This window comes from Amycolatopsis sp. NPDC088138 (assembly GCF_044741685.1).
Taxonomy (GTDB): domain Bacteria; phylum Actinomycetota; class Actinomycetes; order Mycobacteriales; family Pseudonocardiaceae; genus Amycolatopsis.
Map to the genome: position 1 here is coordinate 57,560 of NZ_JBIUTB010000002.1, position 24,404 is coordinate 81,963.

At 70.3% G+C, this 24,404-nt stretch carries 27 protein-coding genes; 17 read left to right on the plus strand and 10 right to left on the minus strand.

What is annotated here, in order from left to right:
* The first annotated feature begins 709 nt into the window (after nt 1-709).
* Nucleotides 710-2,410: an SDR family oxidoreductase gene (locus ACIOD2_RS07705; protein ID WP_400537931.1), complete on the plus strand. Its 1,701-nt coding sequence runs from the start codon at nt 710-712 to the stop codon at nt 2,408-2,410.
* Nucleotides 2,411-2,430: 20 nt separating this feature from the next.
* Nucleotides 2,431-3,018 (plus strand): TetR/AcrR family transcriptional regulator, encoded by a 588-nt coding sequence (locus ACIOD2_RS07710; protein ID WP_400537933.1) that lies wholly within the window; start codon nt 2,431-2,433, stop codon nt 3,016-3,018.
* A gap of 35 nt (nt 3,019-3,053) precedes the next feature.
* Here ACIOD2_RS07710 and ACIOD2_RS07715 read toward each other — a convergent pair whose 3' ends face one another.
* On the minus strand, nt 3,054-4,202 hold the full coding sequence (locus ACIOD2_RS07715) for a citrate synthase 2 (protein WP_400535534.1): 1,149 nt from the start codon (nt 4,200-4,202) through the stop codon (nt 3,054-3,056).
* A 280-nt stretch (nt 4,203-4,482) separates the two neighbouring features.
* Here ACIOD2_RS07715 and ACIOD2_RS07720 point away from each other — a divergent pair, with 280 nt between their 5' ends.
* The 7 genes from ACIOD2_RS07720 to ACIOD2_RS07750 all read left to right on the plus strand — a co-directional run bounded on the left by ACIOD2_RS07720 (nt 4,483) and on the right by ACIOD2_RS07750 (nt 10,217).
* Nucleotides 4,483-4,785, plus strand: a complete 303-nt coding sequence (locus ACIOD2_RS07720; RefSeq protein ID WP_328448361.1) for an urease subunit gamma — start codon at nt 4,483-4,485, stop codon at nt 4,783-4,785.
* Nucleotides 4,786-4,796: 11 nt separating this feature from the next.
* Entirely contained in the window at nt 4,797-5,102 is a 306-nt protein-coding gene (locus ACIOD2_RS07725) for an urease subunit beta (protein ID WP_323324152.1), read from the plus strand.
* Nucleotides 5,103-6,818 carry an urease subunit alpha gene (locus ACIOD2_RS07730; protein ID WP_400535537.1) on the plus strand — a complete coding sequence of 572 codons (1,716 nt, stop codon included), beginning with the start codon at nt 5,103-5,105 and terminating at the stop codon, nt 6,816-6,818.
* A complete protein-coding gene (locus ACIOD2_RS07735; RefSeq protein ID WP_400535539.1) occupies nt 6,818-7,498 on the plus strand; it encodes an urease accessory protein UreF in 681 nt (226 codons plus the stop codon). The genes ACIOD2_RS07730 and ACIOD2_RS07735 overlap by 1 nt, the downstream gene beginning before the upstream one ends.
* A complete protein-coding gene (gene ureG, locus ACIOD2_RS07740) occupies nt 7,488-8,192 on the plus strand; it encodes an urease accessory protein UreG (RefSeq protein WP_400535541.1) in 705 nt (234 codons plus the stop codon). The genes ACIOD2_RS07735 and ureG overlap by 11 nt, the downstream gene beginning before the upstream one ends.
* The gene (locus ACIOD2_RS07745; RefSeq protein ID WP_400535542.1) at nt 8,189-8,887 is read left to right on the plus strand and encodes an urease accessory protein UreD; all 699 of its coding nucleotides are present in this window, start codon (nt 8,189-8,191) and stop codon (nt 8,885-8,887) included. The genes ureG and ACIOD2_RS07745 overlap by 4 nt, the downstream gene beginning before the upstream one ends.
* Before the next feature lie 619 nt (nt 8,888-9,506).
* Nucleotides 9,507-10,217, plus strand: coding sequence for a TetR/AcrR family transcriptional regulator (locus tag ACIOD2_RS07750; RefSeq protein ID WP_400535544.1), 711 nt, complete (start codon nt 9,507-9,509; stop codon nt 10,215-10,217).
* A 46-nt stretch (nt 10,218-10,263) separates the two neighbouring features.
* Here ACIOD2_RS07750 and ACIOD2_RS07755 read toward each other — a convergent pair whose 3' ends face one another.
* Nucleotides 10,264-11,937 (minus strand): purine-cytosine permease family protein, encoded by a 1,674-nt coding sequence (locus ACIOD2_RS07755; protein WP_400535546.1) that lies wholly within the window; start codon nt 11,935-11,937, stop codon nt 10,264-10,266.
* Nucleotides 11,938-12,166: 229 nt separating this feature from the next.
* Here ACIOD2_RS07755 and pdxH point away from each other — a divergent pair, with 229 nt between their 5' ends.
* From pdxH to ACIOD2_RS07770, 3 genes are all read left to right on the plus strand, one after another.
* The gene (gene pdxH, locus ACIOD2_RS07760) at nt 12,167-12,844 is read left to right on the plus strand and encodes a pyridoxamine 5'-phosphate oxidase (protein ID WP_323324138.1); all 678 of its coding nucleotides are present in this window, start codon (nt 12,167-12,169) and stop codon (nt 12,842-12,844) included.
* Nucleotides 12,845-13,055: 211 nt separating this feature from the next.
* Nucleotides 13,056-14,321 (plus strand): MFS transporter, encoded by a 1,266-nt coding sequence (locus ACIOD2_RS07765; RefSeq protein WP_400537935.1) that lies wholly within the window; start codon nt 13,056-13,058, stop codon nt 14,319-14,321.
* A gap of 23 nt (nt 14,322-14,344) precedes the next feature.
* Nucleotides 14,345-14,902 carry a DUF3558 family protein gene (locus tag ACIOD2_RS07770; protein WP_400535549.1) on the plus strand — a complete coding sequence of 186 codons (558 nt, stop codon included), beginning with the start codon at nt 14,345-14,347 and terminating at the stop codon, nt 14,900-14,902.
* On the opposite strand, the gene ACIOD2_RS07775 is transcribed toward ACIOD2_RS07770, so the two are convergent.
* Genes ACIOD2_RS07775 through ACIOD2_RS07795 form a run of 5 tightly spaced genes read right to left on the minus strand, consistent with a single transcriptional unit; the run spans nt 14,903 to nt 18,419 of the window.
* Nucleotides 14,903-15,844 carry a hypothetical protein gene (locus tag ACIOD2_RS07775; protein WP_400535551.1) on the minus strand — a complete coding sequence of 314 codons (942 nt, stop codon included), beginning with the start codon at nt 15,842-15,844 and terminating at the stop codon, nt 14,903-14,905.
* A gap of 58 nt (nt 15,845-15,902) precedes the next feature.
* On the minus strand, nt 15,903-16,187 hold the full coding sequence (locus ACIOD2_RS07780; RefSeq protein WP_400535554.1) for a DUF5958 family protein: 285 nt from the start codon (nt 16,185-16,187) through the stop codon (nt 15,903-15,905).
* Complete coding sequence (locus tag ACIOD2_RS07785; protein ID WP_400535557.1) at nt 16,184-17,008, minus strand: MBL fold metallo-hydrolase; 825 nt, start codon at nt 17,006-17,008, stop codon at nt 16,184-16,186. Before ACIOD2_RS07785 ends, ACIOD2_RS07780 begins: the two co-directional genes overlap by 4 nt.
* The gene (locus ACIOD2_RS07790; protein ID WP_400535560.1) at nt 17,005-17,841 is read right to left on the minus strand and encodes an MBL fold metallo-hydrolase; all 837 of its coding nucleotides are present in this window, start codon (nt 17,839-17,841) and stop codon (nt 17,005-17,007) included. Before ACIOD2_RS07790 ends, ACIOD2_RS07785 begins: the two co-directional genes overlap by 4 nt.
* Nucleotides 17,841-18,419, minus strand: a complete 579-nt coding sequence (locus ACIOD2_RS07795) for a TetR/AcrR family transcriptional regulator (RefSeq protein WP_400535563.1) — start codon at nt 18,417-18,419, stop codon at nt 17,841-17,843. Before ACIOD2_RS07795 ends, ACIOD2_RS07790 begins: the two co-directional genes overlap by 1 nt.
* Before the next feature lie 120 nt (nt 18,420-18,539).
* Between ACIOD2_RS07795 and ACIOD2_RS07800 the strand changes: the two genes are divergently transcribed.
* The 5 genes from ACIOD2_RS07800 to ACIOD2_RS07820 are packed head-to-tail and all read left to right on the plus strand — an operon-like array spanning nt 18,540 to nt 22,517.
* The gene (locus ACIOD2_RS07800; protein WP_400535565.1) at nt 18,540-19,142 is read left to right on the plus strand and encodes a protease pro-enzyme activation domain-containing protein; all 603 of its coding nucleotides are present in this window, start codon (nt 18,540-18,542) and stop codon (nt 19,140-19,142) included.
* Nucleotides 19,143-19,152: 10 nt separating this feature from the next.
* Nucleotides 19,153-20,058 (plus strand): aldose 1-epimerase family protein, encoded by a 906-nt coding sequence (locus tag ACIOD2_RS07805; protein ID WP_400535567.1) that lies wholly within the window; start codon nt 19,153-19,155, stop codon nt 20,056-20,058.
* On the plus strand, nt 20,025-20,510 hold the full coding sequence (locus tag ACIOD2_RS07810) for a GNAT family N-acetyltransferase (protein WP_400535570.1): 486 nt from the start codon (nt 20,025-20,027) through the stop codon (nt 20,508-20,510). Before ACIOD2_RS07805 ends, ACIOD2_RS07810 begins: the two co-directional genes overlap by 34 nt.
* 9 nt (nt 20,511-20,519) lie before the next feature.
* On the plus strand, nt 20,520-21,254 hold the full coding sequence (locus ACIOD2_RS07815; protein WP_400535572.1) for a hypothetical protein: 735 nt from the start codon (nt 20,520-20,522) through the stop codon (nt 21,252-21,254).
* A 45-nt stretch (nt 21,255-21,299) separates the two neighbouring features.
* Nucleotides 21,300-22,517, plus strand: coding sequence for an amidohydrolase (locus ACIOD2_RS07820; RefSeq protein ID WP_400535574.1), 1,218 nt, complete (start codon nt 21,300-21,302; stop codon nt 22,515-22,517).
* Nucleotides 22,518-22,587: 70 nt separating this feature from the next.
* Here the strand turns inward: ACIOD2_RS07820 and ACIOD2_RS07825 are convergent, their stop codons facing one another.
* From ACIOD2_RS07825 to ACIOD2_RS07835, 3 genes are all read right to left on the minus strand, one after another.
* Complete coding sequence (locus ACIOD2_RS07825) at nt 22,588-23,193, minus strand: Uma2 family endonuclease (RefSeq protein WP_400535576.1); 606 nt, start codon at nt 23,191-23,193, stop codon at nt 22,588-22,590.
* A gap of 104 nt (nt 23,194-23,297) precedes the next feature.
* Nucleotides 23,298-23,843: a Uma2 family endonuclease gene (locus ACIOD2_RS07830; RefSeq protein WP_400535579.1), complete on the minus strand. Its 546-nt coding sequence runs from the start codon at nt 23,841-23,843 to the stop codon at nt 23,298-23,300.
* Entirely contained in the window at nt 23,840-24,376 is a 537-nt protein-coding gene (locus ACIOD2_RS07835) for a Uma2 family endonuclease (protein WP_400535582.1), read from the minus strand. Before ACIOD2_RS07835 ends, ACIOD2_RS07830 begins: the two co-directional genes overlap by 4 nt.
* Nucleotides 24,377-24,404 lie beyond the last annotated feature (28 nt).

The following is a 24,404-nucleotide window of genomic DNA, read 5'->3' on the forward strand; positions in this document are numbered from 1 at the left end:
GCCGGGGCGCGCGAGTGGTCCGTTCGCTTCGGATCGGGCGCGAGTGGCCCTTTCGTGCTGCCTCTGGGCCTCGGCGCGAGTGGCCCGCTGGTGTCTTATCTGGCGCGAACGGTCCGTTCGTGCCGCTGCGACCCCAGCGCGAGTGGTCCGTTCGTGCCTCGCCGGGGCGCGCGAGTGGTCCGTTCGCTTCGGATCGGGCGCGAGTGGCCCTTTCGTGCTGCCTCTGGGCCTCGGCGCGAGTGGCCCGCTGGTGTCTCATCGGGCGCGAGTGGTCCGTTCGTGCCGCTGCGACCCCAGCGCGAGCGGTCCCTTCCTGCCCGGTCAGGCGCGAGTGGCCCGCCGGTGTCTCCTCCGGCGCGAACGGTCCGTTCGTGCCTCTCCGACCCCAGCGCGAGCGGTCCGTTCGCGCCCCCGTCAGGCCCGAACGGCCCGTTCGCGCCACCCCGACCCCGGCACGAACGGCCCGTTCGCGCCGCCCCAGCCGCAGTCCCAACCCCAAGCGACCCAGCCCCGACATCACCGATCCGTGGACCACCACCCCGGCGCGCCGCCTTGCAAGATCGCTCATGGTTTCCCGTGGAACCACAAAAACGCTGTCATACAAGGAAAATGCACGAAAGTCGACCATCCGGTAGCCCCCGCCCGGGTGAATGATCAGCCGACGTCTTATTGACAAGTTGTCTAACATGACGGAATGCCTCACACGTGGGTGACAGCCAGCGACGGTGTCCGCCTCTCGGTCGAGATCGACGGCCGCGATGACGGCCCCACGGTCGTGCTCGTGCACGGCTATCCCGACAACAGCTCGATGTGGGACGGCGTCAAAGCCGAGCTGCGCGGCAAACACCGTGTCGTCACCTACGACGTTCGCGGGGCCGGACAGTCGGGCAAGCCGTCAGGACGCTCGTCCTATCGGCTGGACCAGCTGGCCGATGACCTCAAGGCGGTCGTCGACGAGGTCCAGCCGGCCGGCAAGGTGCACCTGCTCGCCCACGACTGGGGCTCCATCCAGACCTGGCACGCCGTCACCGGCGATGGCCTGCGCGGGCGCGTCGCGTCCTTCACGTCGATCTCCGGGCCGAGCCTCGACCACGCCGGGGCCTGGTTCCGAGCGCAGCTGACCCGCCCGTCGCCGAAAAAAATCAAGAACGCGCTCACCCAGTTCCTGCACTCCTGGTACATCCTCGCGTTCCAGCTCCCGTTCCTCCCGCCGCTGCTCTGGCGCACCGGGATCATGCCCGCGCAGATCGCCCGGATGGACCCCGGCGCCGCGAAGCCGAGCACCAAGGACGGCGTCAACGGCCTCGAGCTGTACCGCGCGAACATGTTCACCCGGCTGAGCCGCCCGGCCCCCCGCGGAGCCGACGTCCCGGTGCAGGTGCTGGCCCCGACCGGCGACGCCTTCGTCACGACGCCGCTGCAGACCGAGATCGCCGAATGGGTCCCCGACCTGCGGGTTCGCCGGATCGTCGGGACGCACTGGGTGACCCGGGCCAAGCCCAAGGTCGTCGCCGACGCCGCCGCCGAGCTGATCGAGTACACCGAGGGCGGCGCGGAGAGCCGCGCCCTCCGGAGGGCGAAAGCCGGAAACCGAAGGTTCGCGCACCAGCTGGTCGTCGTCACCGGCGCGGGCAGCGGCATCGGCCGCGCCACCGCGCTCGCCTTCGCCGACGAAGGCGCCGACGTCGTCATCACCGACATCGATCCGGACGCGGCCGCGGAGACCGTCAAACTCCTGCAGGAAAAGGGGGTCGACGCCGCCGAGTACACAGTGGACTCCAGTGACGGCCCCGCCGTGCACCGGTTCGCCGAGCAGGTCAAGGCCGAGCACGGTGTGCCGGACATCGTCGTCAACAACGCCGGGATCGGCATGTCCGGGTCGTTCCTCGACACGTCCGTCGAGGACTGGGAACGCGTCATCGACGTCAACCTCTGGGGTGTCATCCACGGCTGCCGCGCGTTCGCGCCGATGCTCATCGAACGGGCCGAAGGCGGGCAGATCGTCAACCTGGCGTCCGCCGCGGCCTACCTGCCGTCGAAGATCCTTTCCGCTTACGCCACAACGAAATCCGCTGTGCTGACACTGAGCGTCTGCCTGCGTGCCGAGCTGGCCGCGGACCACATCGGCGTCACGGCCGTGTGCCCGGGCATCGTCAAGACCAACATCACCAACACCACGCGGTTCGTCGGAGTGTCCGAAGAGGAGCAACAGCGGCGGCAGAAGGAAAGCTCGAAGCTCTACGCGCGCCGCGGCTTCGGGCCGGAGGGCGTCGCGAAGGACATCCTTCGGGCGGTGGAGAAGGACACGGCGATCGCACCGTCCACTCCGGAGTCGAAGGTCGCACTGGTCCTTTCGCGACTGACGCCGGGCTTGCTGCGAGCGGCGGCGAAGCTGGACGTCACCCCTTGACCGTCCGCCGGCCGCGGCGGATGTCGCCGCAGGCCCGCCGCGACGACCTGATCCGCGCCGCGCTCGACCTCTTCGGGTCACGGCCGCCGGAACTGGTGACAGTGGACGACATCGTCGCGGCGGCCGAGGTGTCGCGGCCGTTGTTCTACCGGTACTTCCCCAACCTGCGCGAGCTGCAGGTCGAGGCGCTGCGCACGGTCACCGACGGCTTGATCGACGGCCTCGCCGGGCTCGACGAGGGCCCGCCGGAGGTGCGGCTGCGCGCGGCCGTCCGCGGCCTGATCGACGTCGCGGACAACTACCGCGCGGGCTACATCGCGTTGCTGCGCAGTGGATCCGTGATCGCGACGTCCGAAACGGACGCCGCGGTCGACGCCGTCCGCAACCGCGCGGTCGCCCTGATCCTCGACGCGCTCGACGTCACGGATCCGTCGCCGTTGCTGCTGCTGACCCTGCGCTGCTGGACGGCCGTCGTCGAAGGCGCACTGCTGAGCTGGCTGCAGGAACGCACCGTCGCCCGCGAAGACCTCGACGGCTGGCTCGTCGACCAGCTCACCGCGATGCTCGCCGCCACCGCTGCCCACGAAGGGAGCGGCACTTTCACGTGAAAGTGCCGCCCCCAGGTGGTCGTTAAAGTGACGCGTCAGTGCTTGGTGACCAGTTCCCAGCCTTCGACGTCTTCCGGCGTGCGCGGCGCCGGGCCGACGTACTTGGCCGACGGCCGCACCAGGCGTCCGGTCCGCTTCTGCTCCAGGATGTGCGCGGCCCAGCCGGCGGTGCGCGCCGAGCTGAACATCGACGGCATCATGTGCGGCGGGACCTGCGCGAAGTCCAGGATCACGGCGGCCCAGAACTCGACGTTCGTCTCGATCGGGTGATCCGGGCGCCGCTCGCGCAGCTCCTTCAGCGCGGCCAGCTCCAGCGCCGCGGCGACCTCGTAGCGCTCGGCACCCAGCTCCTGGCAGGTGCGCCGCAGCACGCGGGCCCGCGGGTCCTCCGCGCGGTAGACGCGGTGGCCGAAGCCCATCAGCCGTTCCTTGCGGTCGAGGATGCCCTTGACCAGGCCGGCGGCGTCACCGGTCCGTTCGACCTCTTCGATCATCGGCAGCACGCGGGCCGGGGCGCCGCCGTGCAGCGGGCCGGACATCGCGCCGATGGCGCCCGACATGGCCGCCGCGACGTCGGCACCGGTCGAGGCGATGACGCGGGCGGTGAAGGTCGACGCGTTGAGGCCGTGCTCGGCGGCCGACACCCAGTAGGCGTCCAGCGCCCGGACGTGGGCCGGGTCCGGCTCGCCGCGCCAGCGGACCAGGAAGCGCTCGGTGATCGACCGGGCCTCGTCGACGCGGGCCTGCGGGACGGCGGGCTGGCCGATGCCGCGAGCCGACTGCGCGACGTACGACAGCGCCATCACGGAGGCGCGGGCCAGCTGCTCACGGGCCTCTTCGTCGGTGATGTCGAGCAGCGGGCGGTAGCCCCAGATCGGCGCCAGCATGGCCAGCGCGGCCTGGACGTCGACCCGGACGTCACCGGTGTGCACCGGCAGCGGGAACGGCTCGGCGGGCGGGAGGCCGTGGCCGAACCGGCCGTCCACGAGAAGGCCCCACACGTCCCCGAAGGTCACCTTTCCGGCGAGGTCTTCGATGTCGACGCCGCGGTAGCGCAGCGCACCGCCGTCCCGGTCGGGTTCGGCGATTTCGGTGTGGAAGGCGACAACGCCCTCCAGACCCGGTCGGAAGCCGTCGTCGGGTTGGCCGGACGGCTGTGGCTTGCTGATCGTGGAGGTAGTCACTGTTTCGCGAAACCTTTCGGTGCGCTTTTTTCCCCGGCTGGTCGCGCTGACGGGATACGCACGGAAAGCGCGCGCACCATCGCACGGATGGATAGACCTTGCTCCCTCGATCGCCGGGGGGCAATCGAAAGATGTGGTGGTTTCGGTCACGATTACGAGAACGATTCAGTCACGCAGGACGTCCGGCCGGAGAATTTTCGCCACCGACTGTGACGAAGCCCAGGTAAATCCTGTGTTTCCGAACCGGGCGCCGCCGTGGTCCGGGTGATAGACCTAGCTGATGCACCTCAGCCCTCAGGAGCGCGACAAGCTGCTGATCCACGTGGCGGCGGACGTCGCGCGGAAGCGGCTGGACCGCGGGGTCCGGCTCAACTACCCGGAGGCGGTCGCGCTGATCACCGATCACGTCCTCGAAGGCGCCCGCGACGGCCGCACGGTCAGCGAGCTCGTCGCCAGCGGCCGGACCGTGCTCGGCCGGGCCCAGGTCCTCGACGGCGTGCCCGAGATGGTCGACTCCGTGCAGGTCGAGGCCACTTTCCCGGACGGCACGAAGCTCGTCACCGTGCACGACCCGATCGTCTGAGGGGGAGCTCGATGCGTCCAGGCGAGATCATCCCCGGCGACGAGCCGGTGGAGCTGAACCCGGGCCGCGAACGCGTCCGGCTGCTCGTGCGCAACCTCGGCGACCGGCCGGTGCAGGTCGGCTCGCACTACCACTTCGCGGCCGTGAACCCGGGCCTCGAGTTCGACCGTGACGCCGCCCGCGGGCACCGCCTGGACGTCCCGGCCGGCACGTCGGTGCGGTTCGAGCCGGGCGTCGAACGTGAGGTCGATCTCGTTCCGCTCGCCGGGGCCCGCCGCGTGCCGGGCCTGCGGTCCGAATTTTCGGGAGAGTTCTGAATGCCGCAGATCGACCGCGAGCGCTACGCGGAACTGTTCGGGCCGACCACCGGTGACCGGATCCGGCTCGCCGACACCGACCTGTTGATCGAGGTCACCGAAGACCGCTCGATGGGCCCGGGTGGCTCCGGCGACGAGGTCCTCTTCGGCGGTGGCAAGGTCATCCGCGAGTCGATGGGCCAGGGGATGGCGACGCGCGCCGAGGGCGCGCCGGACCTGATCATCACCGGCGCCGTCATCCTCGATCACTGGGGCGTCGTCAAGGCGGACGTCGGCGTGCGTGACGGCCGGATCGTCGGGATCGGCAAGGCCGGCAACCCGGACACGATGGACGGCGTCGACCCGGCGCTCGTCATCGGCCCGGCGACGGAAGTGCTGTCCGGCAACGGGAAGATCCTCACCGCGGGCGGCATCGACTGCCACGTCCACTTCATTTGCCCGCAGCTCGTCGACACGGCGCTGGCGGCCGGACTGACCACTTTGGTCGGTGGCGGCACCGGGCCGAACGAGGGCACGAAGGCCACGACCGTGACGCCCGGCGCGTGGAACCTCGGCCGGATGCTGTCCGCCATGGACGGTTACCCGGTCAACGTCCTGTTGCTGGGCAAGGGGAACACCGTCCGGCACGAGGCGCTGCGCGAGCAGCTGGCCGCCGGTGCCGGTGGGTTCAAGCTGCACGAGGACTGGGGTACGACACCGGCCGCGATTGACGCCTGCCTGACCGTGGCCGACGAATCCGGCGTCCAGGTGGCCATCCACACGGACACCCTGAACGAGGCCGGCTTCCTGGAGTCCACTGTGGACGCCATCGGTGGACGTTCGATCAACGCGTACCACACCGAAGGTGCCGGTGGCGGACACGCGCCGGACATCATCCAGGTCGTCTCGCTGCCGAACATCCTGCCGTCGTCGACCAACCCGACCCGCCCGCACACCGCGAACACCCTCGACGAGCACCTCGACATGCTGGTGGTCTGCCACCACCTCAACCCGTCGGTGCCCGAGGACCTCGCGTTCGCCGAGAGCCGGATCCGGCCGACGACCATCGCGGCCGAGGACGTCCTGCACGACCTGGGCGCGATCTCGATGATGAGCTCGGACTCGCAGGCGATGGGCCGGATCGGCGAGGTGATCATCCGGACCTGGCAGACCGCGCACGTGATGAAACGGCGCCGCGGCGCCCTTCCCGGCGACGGCGCGGCCGACAACCTGCGCGCCCGTCGTTATGTCGCCAAGTACACGATCAACCCGGCCATCGCGCACGGCATGGAAACCGAGATCGGCTCGGTCGAGGTCGGCAAGCTGGCCGACCTGGTGCTGTGGGAGCCGAAGTTCTTCGGGGTCCGGCCGCACGTGGTCCTGAAGGGCGGTTTCCCGGCGTGGGCGGCGATGGGTGACGCGAACGCGTCCATCCCGACGCCGCAGCCGGTCATGGCCCGGCCGATGTTCGGCGCCAACATCGGTGCCGCGCTGAGCCTGCACTTCGTCGCACCTTCCGCTTTGGACAGTGGGTTGCGGGAGACCTTCCGCATCACGCGACCTCTGGTTGCCGTGTCGAACACGCGCGCGCGGACCAAGGCGGACATGGTGCTCAACGACGCCACGCCGGACGTCCGGGTCGAGCCGGACAGCTTCGCGGTGCACGTCGACGGCGAGCTGGTCGAGCCGCAGCCGGTGACCGAACTGCCGATGGCCCAACGGTACTTCTTGTTCTGATGGACCTCTCGGCACTCATCCTCGCGGACTCGCGCTTCCCCGGCGGCGGGCACGTCCACAGTGGCGGGCTCGAAGAAGCCGTCTCGCGTCGCCTCATCACTTCCGAGCGCGACCTGCCGGGATTCCTTTCCGGACGGTTGCGTACAGCGGGCTTGCTGGCGGCGGTTTTCGCGGCGGCGTCGGCACATGCGGCCGCGCGGTCCGTCGCGAGTGGACACTGGTCCCGGTTGGACGCTGAACTGGACGCGCGGACGCCGTCGCTCGCGCAGCGCGAGGCGTCGCGGGCGCAGGGCCGGGGGACCGCGCGGGCCGGGAAAATCTCCTGGCCGTCACCGGTGCTTTCCTTGCTGCTGAAGGAAACTCCTCGGCCGCATCATCCGATCGTGCTGGGTGCGCTGGTCGGCGTCGCGGGTGGTTCGCCGCACGACGCCGCGATGGCTGTCGCCTACCTGGCGGTGAGTGGGCCGGCCAGCGCAGCGGTGCGGTTGCTGGGGCTGGACCCGTTCGCCGTCAACGCCGTCGTCGCGCGGCTCGACCTGCGGTCGGTGTGCGAGACCGCGGCCGCGGTCGCCGGCGACGATCCCGCGTCGCTGCCGTCACCCGGATCGCCCGGGTTGGATCTGTTCGCCGAGGCGCACGCCCGGCATCACCAGGAAGAGGTGCGTCTCTTTGCCAGCTGAAGGTCACGGCCACGGGCACTTTCACGAAGTCAACTTCGACCCGACGGCCGCCGAGCCCGACCACTACGACGCCGCGCCGACGGCCGGGCGCGCGTACCGGATCGGCATCGGCGGCCCGGTCGGCTCGGGCAAGACGGCGCTGACCGCGGCGCTGTGCCGCGCGCTGGGTGACGAGGTCAACCTCGCCGTCGTCACCAACGACATCTACACGACCGAGGACGCGGATTTCCTGCGCCGCGCGGGTGTTCTCGACCCGGAGCGGATCGAGGCGGTGCAGACCGGCGCGTGCCCGCACACGGCGATCCGCGACGACATCACCGCGAACCTCGACGCCGTCGAGCGCCTGGAAGAGAAGTTCCCCGGGCTGGACCTGGTGATCATCGAAAGCGGCGGCGACAACCTGACCGCGGTGTTCAGCCGCGGCCTGGCCGACAGCCAGGTGTTCGTGGTCGACGTCGCCGGCGGCGACAAGGTGCCGCGCAAGGGTGGCCCCGGCGTCACGACGGCGGACCTGCTGGTGATCAACAAGATCGACATCGCCCACCTGGTCGGCGCGGACATGGACGTGATGACGTCGGACGCCCACCGGATGCGCGGCGAGCTGCCGGTGATCACGCAGTCCCTTGTGGACACTCCGGACGCGCCGGCGGTGGCGGACTGGGTCCGGTCGCTGCTGCCGGTCCGCGCCGGGTGAAGGCCCACGCCCGGCTGACCGCGTGCTTCGACGGCTCGCGCACGGTGTTGCGGGAGCTGCGCTCGATGGCCCCGCTGACGCTGTTCCCGCGCCGTGGCGGCGGCCGGACGGCGGTGGTCCACCTGGTCAACTCGGCGACGTCCCCCCTGGGCGGCGACGACCTCCTGCTGACGATCCACGTCGGCCCGGGAGCGTCGCTGCGCCTCTCGGGTGTCGCGGCTACTTTGGCGCTGCCCGGCCTACATGGCGAAGGTTCGTTGTCCACAGTGGACATATCGGTAGCGGAGGGCGGTTCGCTGGAGTACCTCCCGGAGCCGACGGTCATCACGGCCCGGGCCCGGCACACGGCCGTCTTCCGGGCGTCGCTGGCGGACGACGCCTACCTGCACACGCGCGAGGTCCTGGTGCTGGGCCGCGCGAACGAGAAGCCGGGCACGCTCACGACGTCCCAGCAGGTCACGCGCGGCGCGGTGCCGGTACTGCGCCAGACGCTGACGATCGGCGACCCGGCGCTGGACGCCGGCCTGGCCCACCTGGCGGGCCGCCGGGTCCTGGCCACGGACCTGGTGATCGGCGGCCCGGCCCTCCCGGCGGCCTCGGGTGAGTGGTGGTCCCGCACGCCCCTCGCCGCGGGCGGCACGCTCACGACTTCACTGGCTCCGGACGTGGTCACGGCGATGGCGCCCCTGTCGTGAGGGGCACCCTCAGGGACTTAAAGGCCATGAGGGTGCCCCTCACGGCTTTCGGAGACTCGGGTGCCGCGTGTCGGGCCCCCTGCGGGCCCGGCGATCGCCAGCGTGGAGCCTGCGGTGCGGAAGTTCTTGGGCGCGGCGGGCCTCGGCTGTGGTTGCGCCGGTCGTGAGGGGCACCTTCAGGGACTTAAAAGCCATGAGGGTGCCCCTCACGACCAGCAGAACCCCGGTTGCCGCCGTGCTGGGGTCCGGGTGGACGCGTCGATCGCGAGCGTGGAGCCTGCGGTGCGGAAGTTCCTGGGTGCGGCGGGCCTCGGCAGTGGTCGCCGCTGTCGTGAGGGGCACCTTCAGGGACTTAAAAGCCATGAGGGTGCCCCTCACGACCGGTGGAAGTCGACGTGCCGCCGCTCGCCGGGGAAGGCCCCCTGCGCCGTCCCCGGCGAGCGGAAGTTGTCGAACGTCAACACGCGAAAGCGTTTGCGTGAGCGGGATGCGCTTGTTCTCGATACCGTGCGCCGGCGGGTTCGACGAGCGAATCCCGCGGAGCCTCTGGTAATGAAGATTTTCACAATTTACTCACCCGGGTAGGATCTGGCAATCCCTCGGAAGGAGGAGAGAATCGGTGGCTCGCACGTACGGCGGGGTCGCGCCCGAGCAACGTCGTGCCGACCGTCGCCAGCGGCTGCTCATGGCCGGCCTCGAGCTGTTCACCTCCACCGGTTTCCGGCACACCAAGATCACCGAGATGTGCGCGCGGGCGGGGGTGTCGACGCGGAACTTCTACGAAGAGTTCACGAGCAAGGAGGACGTGCTCCGCACCCTCCACGACCAGATCAACAGCCTGGCGCTCGCGCACGTCACGGCGGAGCTCGACAAGGTCGCCGACGCCGACGCGCTCACCCGCATCTCGACGCTGCTCGACGTCTTCATCGCGACGGTCACCGTGGATCCCCGGATGCCGCGCCTCAACTACGTCGAGGCGGTCGGCGTCAGCCCCGAACTGGAGGAGCAGCACCAGGTCTGGGTCGATCGCTGGGCGAACTTCATCGCCGCCGAGGCGAGCCGCGCGGCGGAGCACGGCGTCGCGCCCGTGCGGGACTACCGGCTGACGGCGATCGCGCTGGTCGGGGCGGGTACCGGGCTGCTGCGCGAATGGCAGGCGCACGACCCGCCGCTGCCGGTCGAGCAGATCGGCGCGGAGTTCCGCGCGATGATGTGGTCGGCCATCATGCGGCCGGAAAAGATCTTGGACATCGAGGGCAACCGCGGCGCGACGTCCGACGTTGAAGAGTCGAGCCGGGAGGGGGGTCCGGGGGGAACCCGGCCAACGTGAAGGCCCGCTCACCGCTGCGGACGCGGTGAGCGGGCCTTCTCGGACCTTACGCCTGGCGCGGCGTCGGCATCCCCAGCGAAACGGGGCCCGTCTCCTGGCACAGGTCGTGGCAGCTGTTGTCGAGAGTGCAGCACAGCGAACAGATCGGCCCGCTCTGCTTGGCGCAGTCGGCGACGTCCGGCAGTTCGTACGGATCGCCGCAGACCGAGCAGGTGTAGGTCGCCAGCAGGTCGACGTCCTGATCCGGGCCGGCCACGGTGTTCGGCCGGGCCAGGTAGTACTTCCCGTGCGTCACCACCGCCAGCGTCGGCACCAGCACGATCGCGATGACCAGCGCCAGCAACGGGCTGAACGCGGCCAGGAACTGCCCGAGGGCCCCGAAGTACGCCGCGATCGACACCACCGAGGCGACGAGCATCGAGCCGAACCCGACCGGGTTGATCTTGTGCAGGTAGGCCCGCTTGAACTCGATGTACTTCGGCGAGAGCCCGAGCGGCTTCGCGATCACCAGGTCCGCGCACACCGCGCCGATCCAGGCGATCGCGACGTTCGAGTAGAAGCCCAGGATCTTGTTCAGGAACCCGAACGCGCCGAACTCCATCAGCGCGAGCGCGATCCCGCAGTTCACCAGCACGTACCAGACGCGGCCCGGATGCTTGTGCAGCACGCGGGAGAAGAAGTTCGCGAACGACAGCGAGCCCGAGTACGCGTTGGTCGTGTTGATCTTGATCTGTGAGACGACGACGAACAGCGCGGCGAACGTCAGTGCGACCGGGCCGAGGGCCGGTTTCACCGCCTCGACGTACGGCGCGATCGGTTCCAGCGCGGCCGTCTTGCCGACGACGCCGAGCGCGAGGAACGCCAGCAGCGCCCCGCCGATCTGCTTCGCGGCCCCGAGGATCACCCAGCCGGGCCCGGCGGCGAGCACCGCGGTCCACCAGGACCGCTTGTTCTCCGCCGTTTTCTCCGGCATGAACCGCAGGTAGTCGGCCTGCTCGCCGATCTGCCCGATCAGCGACAGCGCGACTCCCATGCCGAAGCCGAACCCGATCGCGGAGAATCCGGATCCGGCGCCTTCCGTGCCGCCGAAGGCCGCGAAGTCGGCGAAGCGGCCCGGCTCGCGGACGAGCACGACGATGAACGGCAGCACTAGCCCGGCGAGCCACAGGGGCTGCGTCCAGGTCTGCATCTTGGCCACCGCGCCCATGCCGTAGAGCGCGAACGGCAGGACGATCAGCGTGGCCAGGAGGTAGCCGACGGCCAGCGGGATGCCGAGGGCGAGCTCGAAGGCCTGGCCCATGATCGAGCCTTCGAGCGAGAAGAAGATGACCGTGAAGCTCGCGTAGACGAGCGAGGTGAGCGTCGACCCGAAGTAGCCGAAGCCGGCTCCGCGGGTCAGGAGGTCCATGTCCACTCCGGACTTCGCGCAGGCGGCCGCGATGGGCACGCCGGTCGTGAAGATGACGACGGCGGCGGCGAGGATCGCCAGCACCCCGGAGGTGAAGCCGTAGGAGAGCACGATGCTGGCGCCGATCGCGAAGTCGGCGAGGTAGGCGATGCCGCCCAGCGCCGTCGTCGCGACCACGAACGGTGACCATTTCCGGAACGAATGAGCGGCGAAGCGCAGTGAGTAGTCCTCGCGGTTCTCGTTCGCCGCGAGTGGTGCGTACTGGCGTTGCGGTGGGACCGTTTCTTCGGCGTTCGACAGGATCTCGGTCATGCCTGCCTCCGGGGGTGGTGGGGAACGGGCCGAAAGATAGACGCGTCCTTTATCGATCCCGGTCCGGGAGGTAACGCGGGCGTAAACGCTTGCTGACGGGCGGTTACGTGACGATGGCGGCGAAGTCGTGTCGGGAGTCACCGTTCAGTGGGTTCCGCTGCAGCTCGCGAGGCCCTAACGTCACCTGGACCCAAGTGTCAGGGCCCCGACCGGGTACGGAGGTTTGGCGATGATGCCGGAGATCGAGGACAAGGTGGAAGACGCCGTAGTACGCCTGCCCGGGATGCGCGTCGCCTACGACGGCGCCGCGTTCGACGAGTCGGCGCTGGCGGCCACGTGGACCGACCAGTTGCAGGGCTGGCTGAACCAGGCCGTCGCCGCCGGGATCGCCGAACCCAACGCGATGGTGCTCGCGACCGCGGACGCCGAAGGCCGCCCGTCGTCGCGCACCGTGCTGTGCAAGGGCCTCGACGAGCGGGGTGTCGTGTTCTACACGAACTACACCTCGTCGAAGAGCCACGACCTGACGGCGACGCGCTACGCGTCGGTGACGTTCCCCTGGTACGCGCTGCACCGCCAGGTGCACGTCCGCGGCGAGGTCGAGAAGGTCGGCGTCAAGGAGACGGCGGAGTACTGGGCGCAGCGGCCGCGCGGCTCGCAGCTCGGCGCCTGGGCGTCACCGCAGTCCCGCGTCGTCGACGGGCGCCGCGCCCTGGACACCGCGCTGAACGGCATCGAGCGGCGCTTCGCCGACGTCGAGCAGATCCCGGCCCCGCCGCACTGGGGCGGCTGGCGGATCCGGCCCGACCTCGTCGAGTTCTGGCAGGGCCGTGAGGACCGCATGCACGACCGCCTCCGCTACATGCGCCACGAGGACGGCTGGAACATCGAGCGCGTCGCCCCCTGACCGGGTTGTCCACAGCCGGGCCGTGATGTGGACAACGCGGCCCGGCTGTGGTCTTTCCGGACTTCCGGTCGGCCGGCCCCGATAAACTGGGTGCGGGGCCGAACCCCCGGAGAGGGCGGGGGGTGCTCGCCGGCCGCGGCGACGAAAATCACGCGCCCCGGGATAGTTAGCCGAGCTAAGCTCGTTGGTTGTGAGTGATCAACCGGGGACGTTGCCGCCCCGCACGGGCATCCGCGGGCTCCTCGGTCGCATCATCGTCGATACCCGGCCGCTGAAGATCCCGGCCTTCCGCCGGCTCTGGCTGTCCACTGTGGTCACCGCGGTCGGCACCCAGCTGACCGCCGTGGCCGTGCCCAAGCAGGTCTTCGACATCACGGGCTCGTCGGCGTACGTCGGCCTCAGCGGCCTCGTCGCGCTCGTCCCGCTGCTGGTCTTCGGGCTCTGGGGCGGCGCCATCGCCGACGCCGTCGACCGGCGGAAACTCCTGTTCGTCACGAACGTCGGGGTCGCGATCACGTCCGCGCTGCTCTGGCTGCAGGCGTTCATGAACTTCGGCTCGGTGTGGCTGGTGCTCGGCCTGCTGGCCGTCAACCAGGCGTTCTTCGCGATCAACATGCCGACGCGCGGTGCCGTCGTCGCCCGGCTCGTGCCGGCCGAGCTGCTGCCGTCGGCGAACGCGCTGAGCACCACGATGTCGACGTTCGGTGCCGTGTTCGGCCCGCTGCTGGCCGGGGCGCTGATCCCCGTCCTCGGCCTCTCGACGCTCTACCTGATCGACGTCGTCGCCCTGACGATCACGCTCTTCGCGGTCTGGCGGCTGCCGTCGATCCCGCCGCTGAACGGGCCGTCGCGGCGCGCCGGCGTCCGCGACGTCGTCGACGGCTTCCGGTACCTCGCCGGGCAGAAGATCCTGCTGGCCTCGTTCGTCGCCGACATCATCGCGATGGTCTTCGGGATGCCGCGGGCGCTGATCCCGGAGATGGCCGAGCGCACGTTCGGCGACCCGCCGGGCGGCGGCCCCGCGCTCGGCTGGCTCTACGCCGCGCTGCCCGCGGGCGCGATGCTGATCGGGCTGTTCTCCGGCTGGCTGACGCGCATCCACCGCCAGGGCGTCGCGGTCGTCATCTCGATCTGCGCGTGGGGCGCCGCGGTCGCCGCGTTCGGGCTCGCGCACTCGCTGTGGCTCGCGGTCGTCTTCATGGCGGCGGCCGGCGCCGCGGACATGGTCAGCGCCGTCTACCGGATGGCGATCCTGCAGACCGCGACCACCGACGAGATGCGCGGCCGGCTCCAGGGGGTGTTCACCGTGGTCGTCGCCGGCGGGCCGCGGATCGCCGACCTCACCCACGGCTGGGGCGCCGCCGCGTTCGGCACCGCGGCCACGGCGACCGTCGGCGGGCTGCTGGTGATCGTGCTGGTCCTGGCCTCGATGCTGGTGCTCCCGGCGTTCTGGCGGTACCGGGCGCCGACCGCTTAGGCCGTTCGGACTAAGGTGCGGGAATGCGTAAGCTCGCCGTCGTTTTGGTCGCTTTTGCCACTTTGACCGCCTGCTCCTCCGGGGACCAGCCGGCGGCTCCGGCGCCCAGCTCGTCGAAGCCAAAGCCGACGCCGACGCCCAGCCCGAACGCCACGGCCGCGTCGCTCGACCCGTGCAAGATCCTGCCCGCCGACGCGGTCTCGAAGGCGCTGTTCCTGGACAACCTCACCGCGGTCGCGGGCCCGTCGCAGGACAACGCGGCCAACGGCGGCAAGTCGCGCAGCTGCGAGTACAAGCTCGGCGACAAGGCCGCCGGCGCGCTCGCCGTGACGCGGTTCGAAGGCCGGGAGGGGAAGCCGGCCGACATGGTCGCGTCGATCAAGAAGGGCAAGGCGGGCGCGCAGGACGTCGCCGGCTTCGCCGACGGCGCGGTCTACTACGTCGACGAGCAGAAGACGGCGACCCTCGCTTCGGCGAAGGTGGTGTCCGGGACGCCCGTGCTGATCAACTACACCGGCCCGGCGAAGATGACGCCGGAGCAGATGGCCCCGCTGGTCAAGACCGCCCTCGCGGCGAGCTGATCAGGCCCAGCCGACCAGCTGCAGGCCGCCCTCCGGGAGCTGCTTCAACGCGGGCCGCGTGATCGCGCCGGGTGTGACTGGTGAGTCGAACCACTCGCCCCGCGTCGACTGGTAGAGCACGGTGGCCCGGTCCGGCGCGGCGGCCGCCTTGCCGATCCGCGGCTCGGACCGCGCGACGAGCTTGGTGAGCTGCGCGGCCCCGCCGTCGAGCTTCAGCCGCGCGAGCACGCCGTGTGCGTCGGTGCCGGTGACGGCGGACATCAGCGCGGTCGTGGCGTCGAGGGCCGTGACCAGGTAGTAGCGGGTGCCCGCGTCGTCGTAGGTCGCGTAGGCGATCGCGCCCGCGGAGTCGGTCAGATAGGCCGCGGCGCCGGTGCGGTGGACGCTCTTCCAGGTGAGCACCCCACCCTCCGGGTCGGGCCACCAGGCCTGGACGCGCTGATCGTCCGGCGGCACGACATCGGCTTCCTTCGTGTTCTGGCCGGGCCGGGTGTAGTCGGTGGAGTAGACGGCCTTGCCGTCGTCGAAGTACAGCTTGGTCCCGGCCGGGCCGAACCGCGGGTTCCGGAAACCCGGCACGGCGCCGGTGCGTTCGTAGCGCCGATCGCGCTTGTTCAGCTTGAAGACGTCGACCTCGCCGCCGGTCTCGAGGGTGGCGTAGCGCCCGTCGGGGGAGACGAGGTCGAGCTTGGTGGCCGGCCCGTCGAACCGGGACGGCGAGGTGTCGTGCCCGGGCAGCGGGAGGGTGGTCTTCACGACGCCGGTGGCGGGATCGGCGAAGACGACGTCGTCGTGCCCGGTCCCGCGCTGGAGCAGCACCACCCCGGACAGGTCGAGCGGCACCGGGTCCGGCGCGGCGGCGGGAGCGGGCGGTGTGCCGCTTCCGCACGCCGTCACCAGGAGCGCGAGCAGCACCACGCCCCACCGAGTCCTCGCCGCCATCGGCTCTCCCGTCGTCCGCGGCTCAGATGCGGCGGGAGATCGTCCGGTTCCCTCGGGGTCAGAGGTGGTGCCACGCGTGGTGGCAGGTGCCGCCCTGCAGGTCCGGCCGCCCGGCCCGCAGGAGCACCGCCGCGGTGTCGCCGGTCTTGATCCCGGCGCGCGCGATCGCTTCGTCGCGGTCTTCTTCGGCCGCTCTCGCCTGGCCGGCGTAGAAGGCCAGTTCATCCAGGACGGCCCGGCGCTCCGCGGGGTTCTGCTGCTCGAACCAGCGGGTCCCGTCGTCGAGCGACCGGCTGCCCCGGGCCAGCTCGTTCAGCCGCGCCGAGTGCTCGCCGGCGATCATCGGCGCAGGGCGGCCAGTTCCACCGGGCTGTGGGCCGAGAACACCGTCACCTCGTCCTGGTGGTCCTTCACCAGCTCCTGCAGCCGCGCCAGGTTCTCCAGGCGGGCTTCGCGCTTCGTCTGGACGAGGTTCTGGAACGCCGTCATGCCCGGCGGGCAGTGCGGGGCGACCGGGTCGAGCTGGCCGTGGAAGAAGTACGCGTCACCCGCGTGCAGGAGCCAGCCGTCGCCGGTGTCGATCGCGACGCCGGTGTGGCCGAGCGTGTGGCCGGTCAACGGGACCAGCAGGATCTCCTCCGGCAGGCCCTTCAGCGACCGGACCGCCTCGAAGCCGAACCACGGCTCGCCCGTCTCGTCGTAGGTGCTCCACAGTGGACGGTGGGCGAACTGGGCCGCGCGGTAGCGGTTCTTCTCGGCGGCGTTCGACGGGGCCGTCGCCGCCCGGTGCTCCTCCGTGCGGACGTGCACCACCGCGTTCGGGAAGTCCGCCAGCCCGCCCGCGTGGTCGACGTCCAGGTGGGTCGGCACGATGTGGCGGACGTCGGCCGGGTCGAGGCCGAGCGCCTCGATCTGCGCGACCGCTGTCTCGGCCTTCTCGAGCCGGGCGCCGACCATCGCCATGAACGGGCGGCCCAGCCACTTGCCGGGCTGGGCGACCCCCTGGGTGCCGAACCCGGTGTCGACCAGCACCAGGCCGTCGCCGGTCTCGATCAGCAGGCAGTGGGCGACGAGCTCCGCCCGGCGCAGCAGCCCGGCCTCGCCGTCGAGCAGCTTGCCGCCCGCCGGGCGCATCGTGCCGCAGTTGAAGTGGTGCACCTTCATACGCTGCTCCTGGTGCTCAGCCGGAGGAACTGGGTCTCGTCGTGCGCGGCGAACACGCTCACCTCGTCGCCGTGCTCCTGAACAAGCTGTCGCAGGCGGGCGTGATTGTCCAGCCGGGCGCCCTTGACCGTCTCCATCCGGCCCTCGAACCACTTCAGGCCGGGCGGGCAGTGCGGCGCGGCCGGGTCGACCTGGCCGTGGAAGAAGAACGAGTCACCCGCGTTGAGCAGCCACCCGCTGCCGGTGTCGACGGCGACCCCGGCGTGCCCGCGCGTGTGCCCGCCGAGCGGGATCAGCAGGATCTCCTCCGGCAGGCCGTCCAGCCGCCGGACGGCGCCGAAGCCGAACCACGGTTCCCCGGTGTCCGCATAGGACGTCCACTGTGGACCATGACTGAACTGGATCGCCCGGTAGCGGCCGCGTTCCGCGGCGTCACGCGGTGACCGCAGGGCTCGCAGCTCCTCGGCGTAGACGTGCACGCGGGCCCACGGGAAGTCGATGAGCCCGCCGGCGTGGTCGAGGTCGAGGTGGGTCAGCACGATGTCCCGGACGTCCGCGGGGTCGAAGCCGAGCGCCCGGATCTGCGTGATCGCGGGCAGTGCGGCGTCCGCGACCGGGTTCGACTGCCGGACGAACCCGGCGCCGAGCCAGGCCTCGCGGTCGACGGCGGCCGGCGTGCCGGTGCCGGTCTCGACCAGCACCAGCCCGGTGGCCGTCTCCAGGAGCAGGCAGTGGCAGACCATGGTGGCGCGGCGGAACAGGCCCGGCCGGCCGTCGACCAGCCGGCCGCCGAGGGGGCGCATGGTCCCGCAGTTCAGGTGGTGGACGCGCATCAGGAGAACTCCCGCTCGAGGGTGGTGTGCAGGTGGGCGGCGACGGCCCGCAGCGGGGCGACGTCACGGCGGGTGCGGGCCAGCAGCAGCCCGCCTTCGACGGCGGCGAGCACGATGGTGCCCAGCTCGTCGGCGCGGTCCTCGCCGAGTCCTTGTGCGGCAAGGTAATCGGTGAGGATGTCGTGCCAGGCCGAGTAGCCGTCCGCGCAGGCCTCGCGGATCGGCTCGCTCTCGGCGGCGGCGTCCAGTGCGACCGTCGCAAGTGGACAGCCGCGCTGGAAGTCCGACTCTGTCAGGAAGTTCGCGAGTGCGTCGACGACCCGGTCGATCGCGGTCGCGACGTCCGGGGCGTCGATGACGACCGCGCGGAGCAGTTCGCCCGTGCGTTCGCTCGACAGCCGGACGGCCTCGGCGGCCAGTTGTTCCTTGCCGCCGGGGAAGTGGAAGTAGAGCGATCCCTTCGGCGCACCCCCGGCCGTCGTCAGCTGGGTGAGGCCGGTGGCGTGGTAGCCCTGCGAGTGGAACAGGTCGGCGGCGGTGTCGAGCATCCGCTGCCGCGTGTCGGTGCGGCGAACCATGGAAGGACCGTAACTCAAACTATGACGACCGGTCTAGTGAGTAACGCTGAAAATGCTGTCTGCGGCCATCCGGGTGAGGTTGCTGGTCTGACCGAGCGACAGAGCGCATCATCACTAAGCGTGAGCGAATCCGACTTCGTGGCACTGCCGGGTGGTGTTCGCCGAGAGCTGCCCAGGGCCGCCGTCACCTCGCGGCGGCGCATCACCGTGACGCTCGTGCTGCGTCGGCGTTCGTCAATCCCTGACCAGCTCATCGAGGGTCCGGACACTCTCGGACGAGAGCTGTTCGCCGAGCGGCACGGCGCCGATCCGGTCGACGTCGAGATCGTTCGCGCGTCCCTGCAGGGCCTCGGGCTGGAGGTCGGGGAGAGCGATCTGGGTACACGGAAAGTAGTCGTTTCGGCTCAGAGCGGGACCCTCGTGCGGGCCTTCGGGACCAAGCTGCACGTCGTCCACGACGGCGAGCGCGTCCGAACGGGTGAGCTGTGGATCCCCGCCGAGCTCGACGGGATCGTCGTCGCGGTGCTCGGCCTCGACGACGGGCCCGGCGATTTCCTGACCGCCCTGTCCGCCGCGGTGCACGCCGAGCCGACCCCGCCGGTGCTCGACCTCGGCGGCGCCCTCGCCGACGAGGACTGGGCCGGGCAGGAGCGCGCGGTGCTGGCCGACGTGCTGGCGGACGCGGCGGCGCTGGGCATCAAGGTCGTGCCGCCGCGTCGGTAAGGTCGTCCGCATGGGCAACCCGACCGGTCAGCAGTTCGAGATCACCCGCGGCAACGCGCGCGCCGTCGTCACCGAGATCGGTGCGGGCCTGCGCGCGTTCGAAGTCGGCGGAGTGCCGTACGTCGAGGAGTTCCCCGAAGACGCGAAGCCGCCGAAGGGCGCCGGGCAGGTGCTGCTGCCGTGGCCGAACCGGACCAAGGCCGGCAAGTGGACGTTCCAGGGGGAGGAACAGCAGCTCGAGATCACCGAGGAGGCGCGCGGCAACGCCATCCACGGCCTGACCCGCCACCTCGAGTGGGAGCTGCTGGAGCACGCCGAGTCGTCGATCACCCTGGCCGTCGACGTCGCGGTGCAGCCGGGCTGGCCGGTGCCGCTGCGCGCGACGATCACCTACGACCTCGCGCCGCGCGAGCTGACCATCACGCACGAGATCCGGAACGAGGGTGAGCAGGCGATCGGCGTCGGCGTCGGCACCCACCCGTACTTCCGGATCGGCGACGTCCCGACCGACGAGCTGACCCTCACCCTGCCCGCGAGCCGCGTCCGGCCCTACCTCGGCGACGAGCAGATGCCGTATTCGCCGGAGCAGGACGTCGAGGGCACCGAATACGACTTCCGCGGCGGGCGCGTTCTCGAAGGCGTCGACCTGGACACCGCGTTCGGTGGTCTTTCGACGGCCGAAGACGGACTGCACCACTTCGTCCTCGCGCACGGCGACCAGCAGCTGCTGGTCTGGACCGGCCCGGACTTCCACTGGGCGCAGGTCTTCACACCGGACGACCTGGTCGGCCGCGGCCGCGCGGTCGCGATCGAGCCGATGACCTGCCCGGCCGACGCCCTCAACACCGGCACCGACCTGGTCGAGCTGGAGCCGGCGGCGTCGTGGTCGGGCAGCTGGGGCATCCGGGTCAGGTGAAGCCGCTTCGCCTGGACGTCGCCGACGCGGGCGAAGTGCTGACGCTGCAACGCGCGGCGTACGTCACCGAAGCCCGCGCTCACGACGACTTCGACCTGCCGCCGCTGCTGGAGACCCTCGCGGAGACGCGCGCGGCGCTGCTGGGTCTTTCCTGGGGCATCCGGGACGCGGGCCGGCTGATCGCTTCGGTGCGCTTGACCGTGACGGACCACGTCGGGGTGATCGGCCGCCTGGTCGTGGCCCCGGACCGGCAGGGTTCCGGCCTCGGCGGCGGGCTGCTGCTGGCGGCCGAGGAGTTGGCCCCGCCGTCGGTGACGCTGTTCCGGCTGTTCACCGGGTCGAAGAGCGTCGGGCCGCTGGGTCTGTACGCGAAGCACGGCTACCGCGAGACGCACCGGACGCCGGAGAACAACCACGAATTGGTGCATCTGGAGAAGGCCCGGGTTCCGTAGGCTGCTCCGGTGCAGACGGTGTCGTTCTGGCAGGCCTTGGGGCTGTGGTTCGACGGCCGGTCCGTGTCGGGTTACCAGATGTGGGGCCTGCCGGTGCTGTGGTGGGGCCGGATCGGCAAGCTCGGCCAGTTCACCGGCGGGCTGGTGGCGATCATCGACATCGTGGGCGTCGCACGGATCACGGCGTGGGGCGAGCGGCTGCGGGCGAGGCCGATCGAAGGGCAGCGGCGGACGCTCACCGAGACCTGGCGCCGCAGCCGCGCGATCTTCCGCGCCGCCTACCGCGACCTGCTGGCCGACTTCATCCGCTCGAAGCAGATGAAGGAGCGGCGCATCGAAGGGCGGCCCGGCGAGCCGAAGCGAGAGCCGCTCGACGCGGAGACCCGCCGAGTGAAGCGCATTCTGTTCGTCGTCCTGCTCGTCTGGGGTGGGCTGGCGTTCACGGTGCTCATCTGGGCCCGCTCGACCTGGGACGGTCGGGCCGTCGAGGCGGAAGTGCCCTGGTACTGGGCTGTGCCGCTCCTGCTTGTCGCGCTGACGATTCCGTTCTCGCTGTGGGCCGTGTTCACCGGCATCTCGCTCGGCTTGAACCTGCTGGCCCGCGCGTTCCCGCTGGTCGTCTACGGCTTGTTCGTCCGGCCGCCGCTCGTGCTGCTTCGCGGCCCGCAGCCCGATCGGTCGCTGCGCGTCATCGGCGTCTTGCTGGTCGTCGCGGGATTCGGGCTCGATCTGCTGGCGAGCTGAGCCCCGCGTCGCGGCGCGCCGGCCAGTTCGTTAGCGTGGCGAACTATGGCGAAGGCAATTGTCGGGGGCTACGTCGTCCCCATCGACGGTGATCCCATCGACGGCGGCACGGTCCTGATCGACGACGGCAGGATCGTCGCCGTCGGCACCGAGGCCGACGTCGACATCCCGGAGGACGCCGAGCTGGTCGACGCGGCCGGCACCTGGGTGCTGCCCGGCTTCATCGACGCCCACGCGCACCTCGGCGTCCACGAGGACGGCGAAGGCTGGTCGGGCAACGACACCAACGAGATGACCGACCCGAACGGCGCCCGCTTCCGCGCCGTCGACGGCATCGACCCGTACGAGCCCGGTTTCGACGACGCGCTCGCCGGCGGGGTCACGAGCGTCGTCATCAAGCCCGGGTCGGGCAACCCGATCGGCGGCCAGACGATCGGCGTCAAGACCTGGGGCCGCAGCATCCTCGACATGATCTTCGCGGAGCACGTCAGCGTGAAGAGCGCCCTCGGCGAGAACCCGAAGCGCGTCTACGGCGAGAAGAAGCAGACGCCGTCGACGCGGCTGGGGGTCGCCGCGATCCTGCGCGAGGCGTTCACGAAGGCCCGCAACTACCAGGCGAAGCGCGACCACGCGGCGTCCGAGGGCAAGCCGCACGACGTCGACCTGACGCTGGAGACGCTGTCGAAGGTCCTCGACGGCGAGCTGTACTGGGACCAGCACGTGCACCGCGCGGACGACATCGTGACGGCCATCCGGCTCGCCGACGAGTTCGGCTACAAGCTGGTGATCAACCACGGCACCGAAGGCCACCTGATCGCCGACCTGCTGGCCTCGCGGAACGTCCCGGTCATCCTCGGGCCGCTGTTCACCACGAAGTCCAAGGTCGAGCTGCGCAACCGCACGCTCCGGTCCGCCGGCATCCTGGCCCGCGCGGGCGTCAAGATCGCGATCACCACCGACCACCCGGTGATCCCGATCAACTTCCTGGTCTACCAGGCGGCACTGGCGGTCAAGGACGGCCTCGACCCGCACACGGCCCTGCGTTCGCTGACGGTCAACCCGGCTGAGATGCTGGGACTGGACAGTCAGATCGGCTCGCTGAAGCCGGGCCTGGACGCGGACGTCGTCCTCTGGTCCGGCGACCCGCTGGACGTGATGAACCGCGCCCTGCGGGTCTTCGTCCGCGGCGCCGAGGTGTACCACTTCGACGAGCAGCTGGGCGAAGGCGTATCGGCGGACCGCCGCTACCGCGAGTCCCGCTGACCGTCCCCCTGAGCGGACGGACGACACGCCGGTTACCGGGCGGTTCCGGCGTGTCGTCCGTCTATTTCGTTCACGACAGCAGTGCGTCGAGGTCGAGTTTGACGGGGAACGGGACGTCGGTCGTGAAGGTCCCGGTGACCGCGGCGGCGTCCATGTAGCCGAATTCCCCGGCCTGGTGACAGACGACCAGGGAGACCGGCTCGGTGATGTCGACGATCCAGTAGTGCGGGATGCCGGCATCGGCGTACTCGTCGTGCTTCACCTGGTAGTCGGTGCGCTTCGACCCCGGCGAGACGATTTCGACCACCACGGCTACGTCGTCGGCGCGGAGCATGCTTCTGTCTTTCCGCACGCGGGCAAGCGCATCCTTCTCGACAACCAGCAGGTCGGGCCGTCGAGAATGGCCGGGTCTACCAGGTGGTGTCAGACCGAGATTCACATCGGTGTCGGGGACAACCTTGAGATGACCCGGAATCTGCGGAACAAGCTGTTGTGCCAGCTCGAGCATCACGATGTTGTGGTCCGGGACGGGGCTCGGGGACATTACGACGCGGCCTTCCACGAGTTCGGTGAAACCTGAGTCGGTTTCACCGAGCGCCGCGTATTCCTCGATCGTCAGCAGGTGATCGGGGATCTCCCACCGGCGGGCAGGCTCCGGCTGGGGAAGTGCAGTCACAGCTTCTCCTCACGTCGCCGGAATTGTCTCACGGCTCAAGTGCAACCATGAGTAACCGTATCTGTACTCTTCGTGAGACACCGTTCCCTCGACCGGGTCAAGATTCACGACAGCAGTGCGTCGAGGTCGAGTTTGACGGGGAACGGGACGTCGGTCGTGAAGGTTCCGGTGACCGCGGCGGCGTCCATGTAGCCCTGGCACGCGACCAGCGAGACCGGTTCGTCCAGGTCGACGATCCAGTAGTGCGGGATCCCCGCGTCGGCGTATTCGTCGTGCTTCACGCGGTAGTCGGTGCGGCGGGAGTCTGGTGACACGATCTCGATGACCACCGCCACCTCGTCGGCGCGGATCATCGTGTCGTCCTTGTCGATGCGGGGGATCGCGGAGCGGCTGAAGATCTGCAGGTCGGGTCGGCGGGAGAAGCCTGGTTCGTTGCGAGGTGCCAAGCGCAGGTCCACGTCGCAGCCGTAGACGAAATCGAGGTCGGGCGGCATCTGGGGATCGAGTTGGCGGGCCAGCTGGAAGGCAGCCAAGTTGTGCACCACGCCGGGGCCAGGCGTCGTTATCAGCCGGCCTTCCACGAGTTCGGTGTAACCGGCCTGGGTTTCTCCCAGCGCTACGTAGTCCTCGATGGTCAGCAGACGATTCACGACAGCAGTGCGTCCAGGTCGAGCTTGACCGGGAACGGGACGTCCGCCGTGAAGGTCCCGGTCACCGCCGCCGCGTTCTCGTAGCCGCGGCACGCGACCAGCGAGACCGGCTCACCCAGGTCGACGATCCAGTAGTGCGGGATCCCCGCATCCGCGTACTCGTCGTGCTTCACGCGGTAGTCGGTCCGCCGCGAGCCCGGTGTCACGATCTCGATGACCACCGCCACCTCGTCGGCGCGGATCATGTCGTCTCGGGTGATCGCGGCCCTGGTGAAGACCAGCAGGTCCGGGCGGCGGGCGAAGCCGGGTTCACCGCGAGGGGAAAGACCCAGGTCCAGGTCATTGCCGAGGACGAAGGCGAGCTCGCGCGGCAACTGCCGTTCGAGCTGGGCGGCCAGCCGGCACGCGGCCATGTTGTGCCGCCGGCCGGCGCCGGGCGACGGCACTACGCGGCCTTCCACGAGTTCGGTGAAACCGCGGTCGGTGTCACCGAGCGCCGCGTACTCCTCGACGGTCAGCAGATGGCCGGGCATGGAAAAACCGTATCCGTACCCGGCATGC

Bases quoted from the DNA above. Each gene is read 5' to 3' on its own strand.
- ACIOD2_RS07710 (WP_400537933.1), top strand. From the start codon at position 2,431: ATGTCGCCGCAGGCCCGCCGCGACGACCTGATCCGCGCCGCGCTCGAC.
- ACIOD2_RS07720 (WP_328448361.1), top strand. From the start codon at position 4,483: ATGCACCTCAGCCCTCAGGAGCGCGACAAGCTGCTGATCCACGTGGCG.
- ACIOD2_RS07725 (WP_323324152.1), top strand. From the start codon at position 4,797: ATGCGTCCAGGCGAGATCATCCCCGGCGACGAGCCGGTGGAGCTGAAC.
- ACIOD2_RS07730 (WP_400535537.1), top strand. From the start codon at position 5,103: ATGCCGCAGATCGACCGCGAGCGCTACGCGGAACTGTTCGGGCCGACC.
- ACIOD2_RS07735 (WP_400535539.1), top strand. From the start codon at position 6,818: ATGGACCTCTCGGCACTCATCCTCGCGGACTCGCGCTTCCCCGGCGGC.
- ACIOD2_RS07755 (WP_400535546.1), bottom strand. From the start codon at position 11,937: ATGACCGAGATCCTGTCGAACGCCGAAGAAACGGTCCCACCGCAACGC.
- pdxH (WP_323324138.1), top strand. From the start codon at position 12,167: ATGATGCCGGAGATCGAGGACAAGGTGGAAGACGCCGTAGTACGCCTG.
- ACIOD2_RS07770 (WP_400535549.1), top strand. From the start codon at position 14,345: ATGCGTAAGCTCGCCGTCGTTTTGGTCGCTTTTGCCACTTTGACCGCC.
- ACIOD2_RS07775 (WP_400535551.1), bottom strand. From the start codon at position 15,844: ATGGCGGCGAGGACTCGGTGGGGCGTGGTGCTGCTCGCGCTCCTGGTG.
- ACIOD2_RS07780 (WP_400535554.1), bottom strand. From the start codon at position 16,187: ATGATCGCCGGCGAGCACTCGGCGCGGCTGAACGAGCTGGCCCGGGGC.
- ACIOD2_RS07785 (WP_400535557.1), bottom strand. From the start codon at position 17,008: ATGAAGGTGCACCACTTCAACTGCGGCACGATGCGCCCGGCGGGCGGC.
- ACIOD2_RS07790 (WP_400535560.1), bottom strand. From the start codon at position 17,841: ATGCGCGTCCACCACCTGAACTGCGGGACCATGCGCCCCCTCGGCGGC.
- ACIOD2_RS07795 (WP_400535563.1), bottom strand. From the start codon at position 18,419: ATGGTTCGCCGCACCGACACGCGGCAGCGGATGCTCGACACCGCCGCC.
- ACIOD2_RS07805 (WP_400535567.1), top strand. From the start codon at position 19,153: ATGGGCAACCCGACCGGTCAGCAGTTCGAGATCACCCGCGGCAACGCG.
- ACIOD2_RS07820 (WP_400535574.1), top strand. From the start codon at position 21,300: ATGGCGAAGGCAATTGTCGGGGGCTACGTCGTCCCCATCGACGGTGAT.
- ACIOD2_RS07835 (WP_400535582.1), bottom strand. From the start codon at position 24,376: ATGCCCGGCCATCTGCTGACCGTCGAGGAGTACGCGGCGCTCGGTGAC.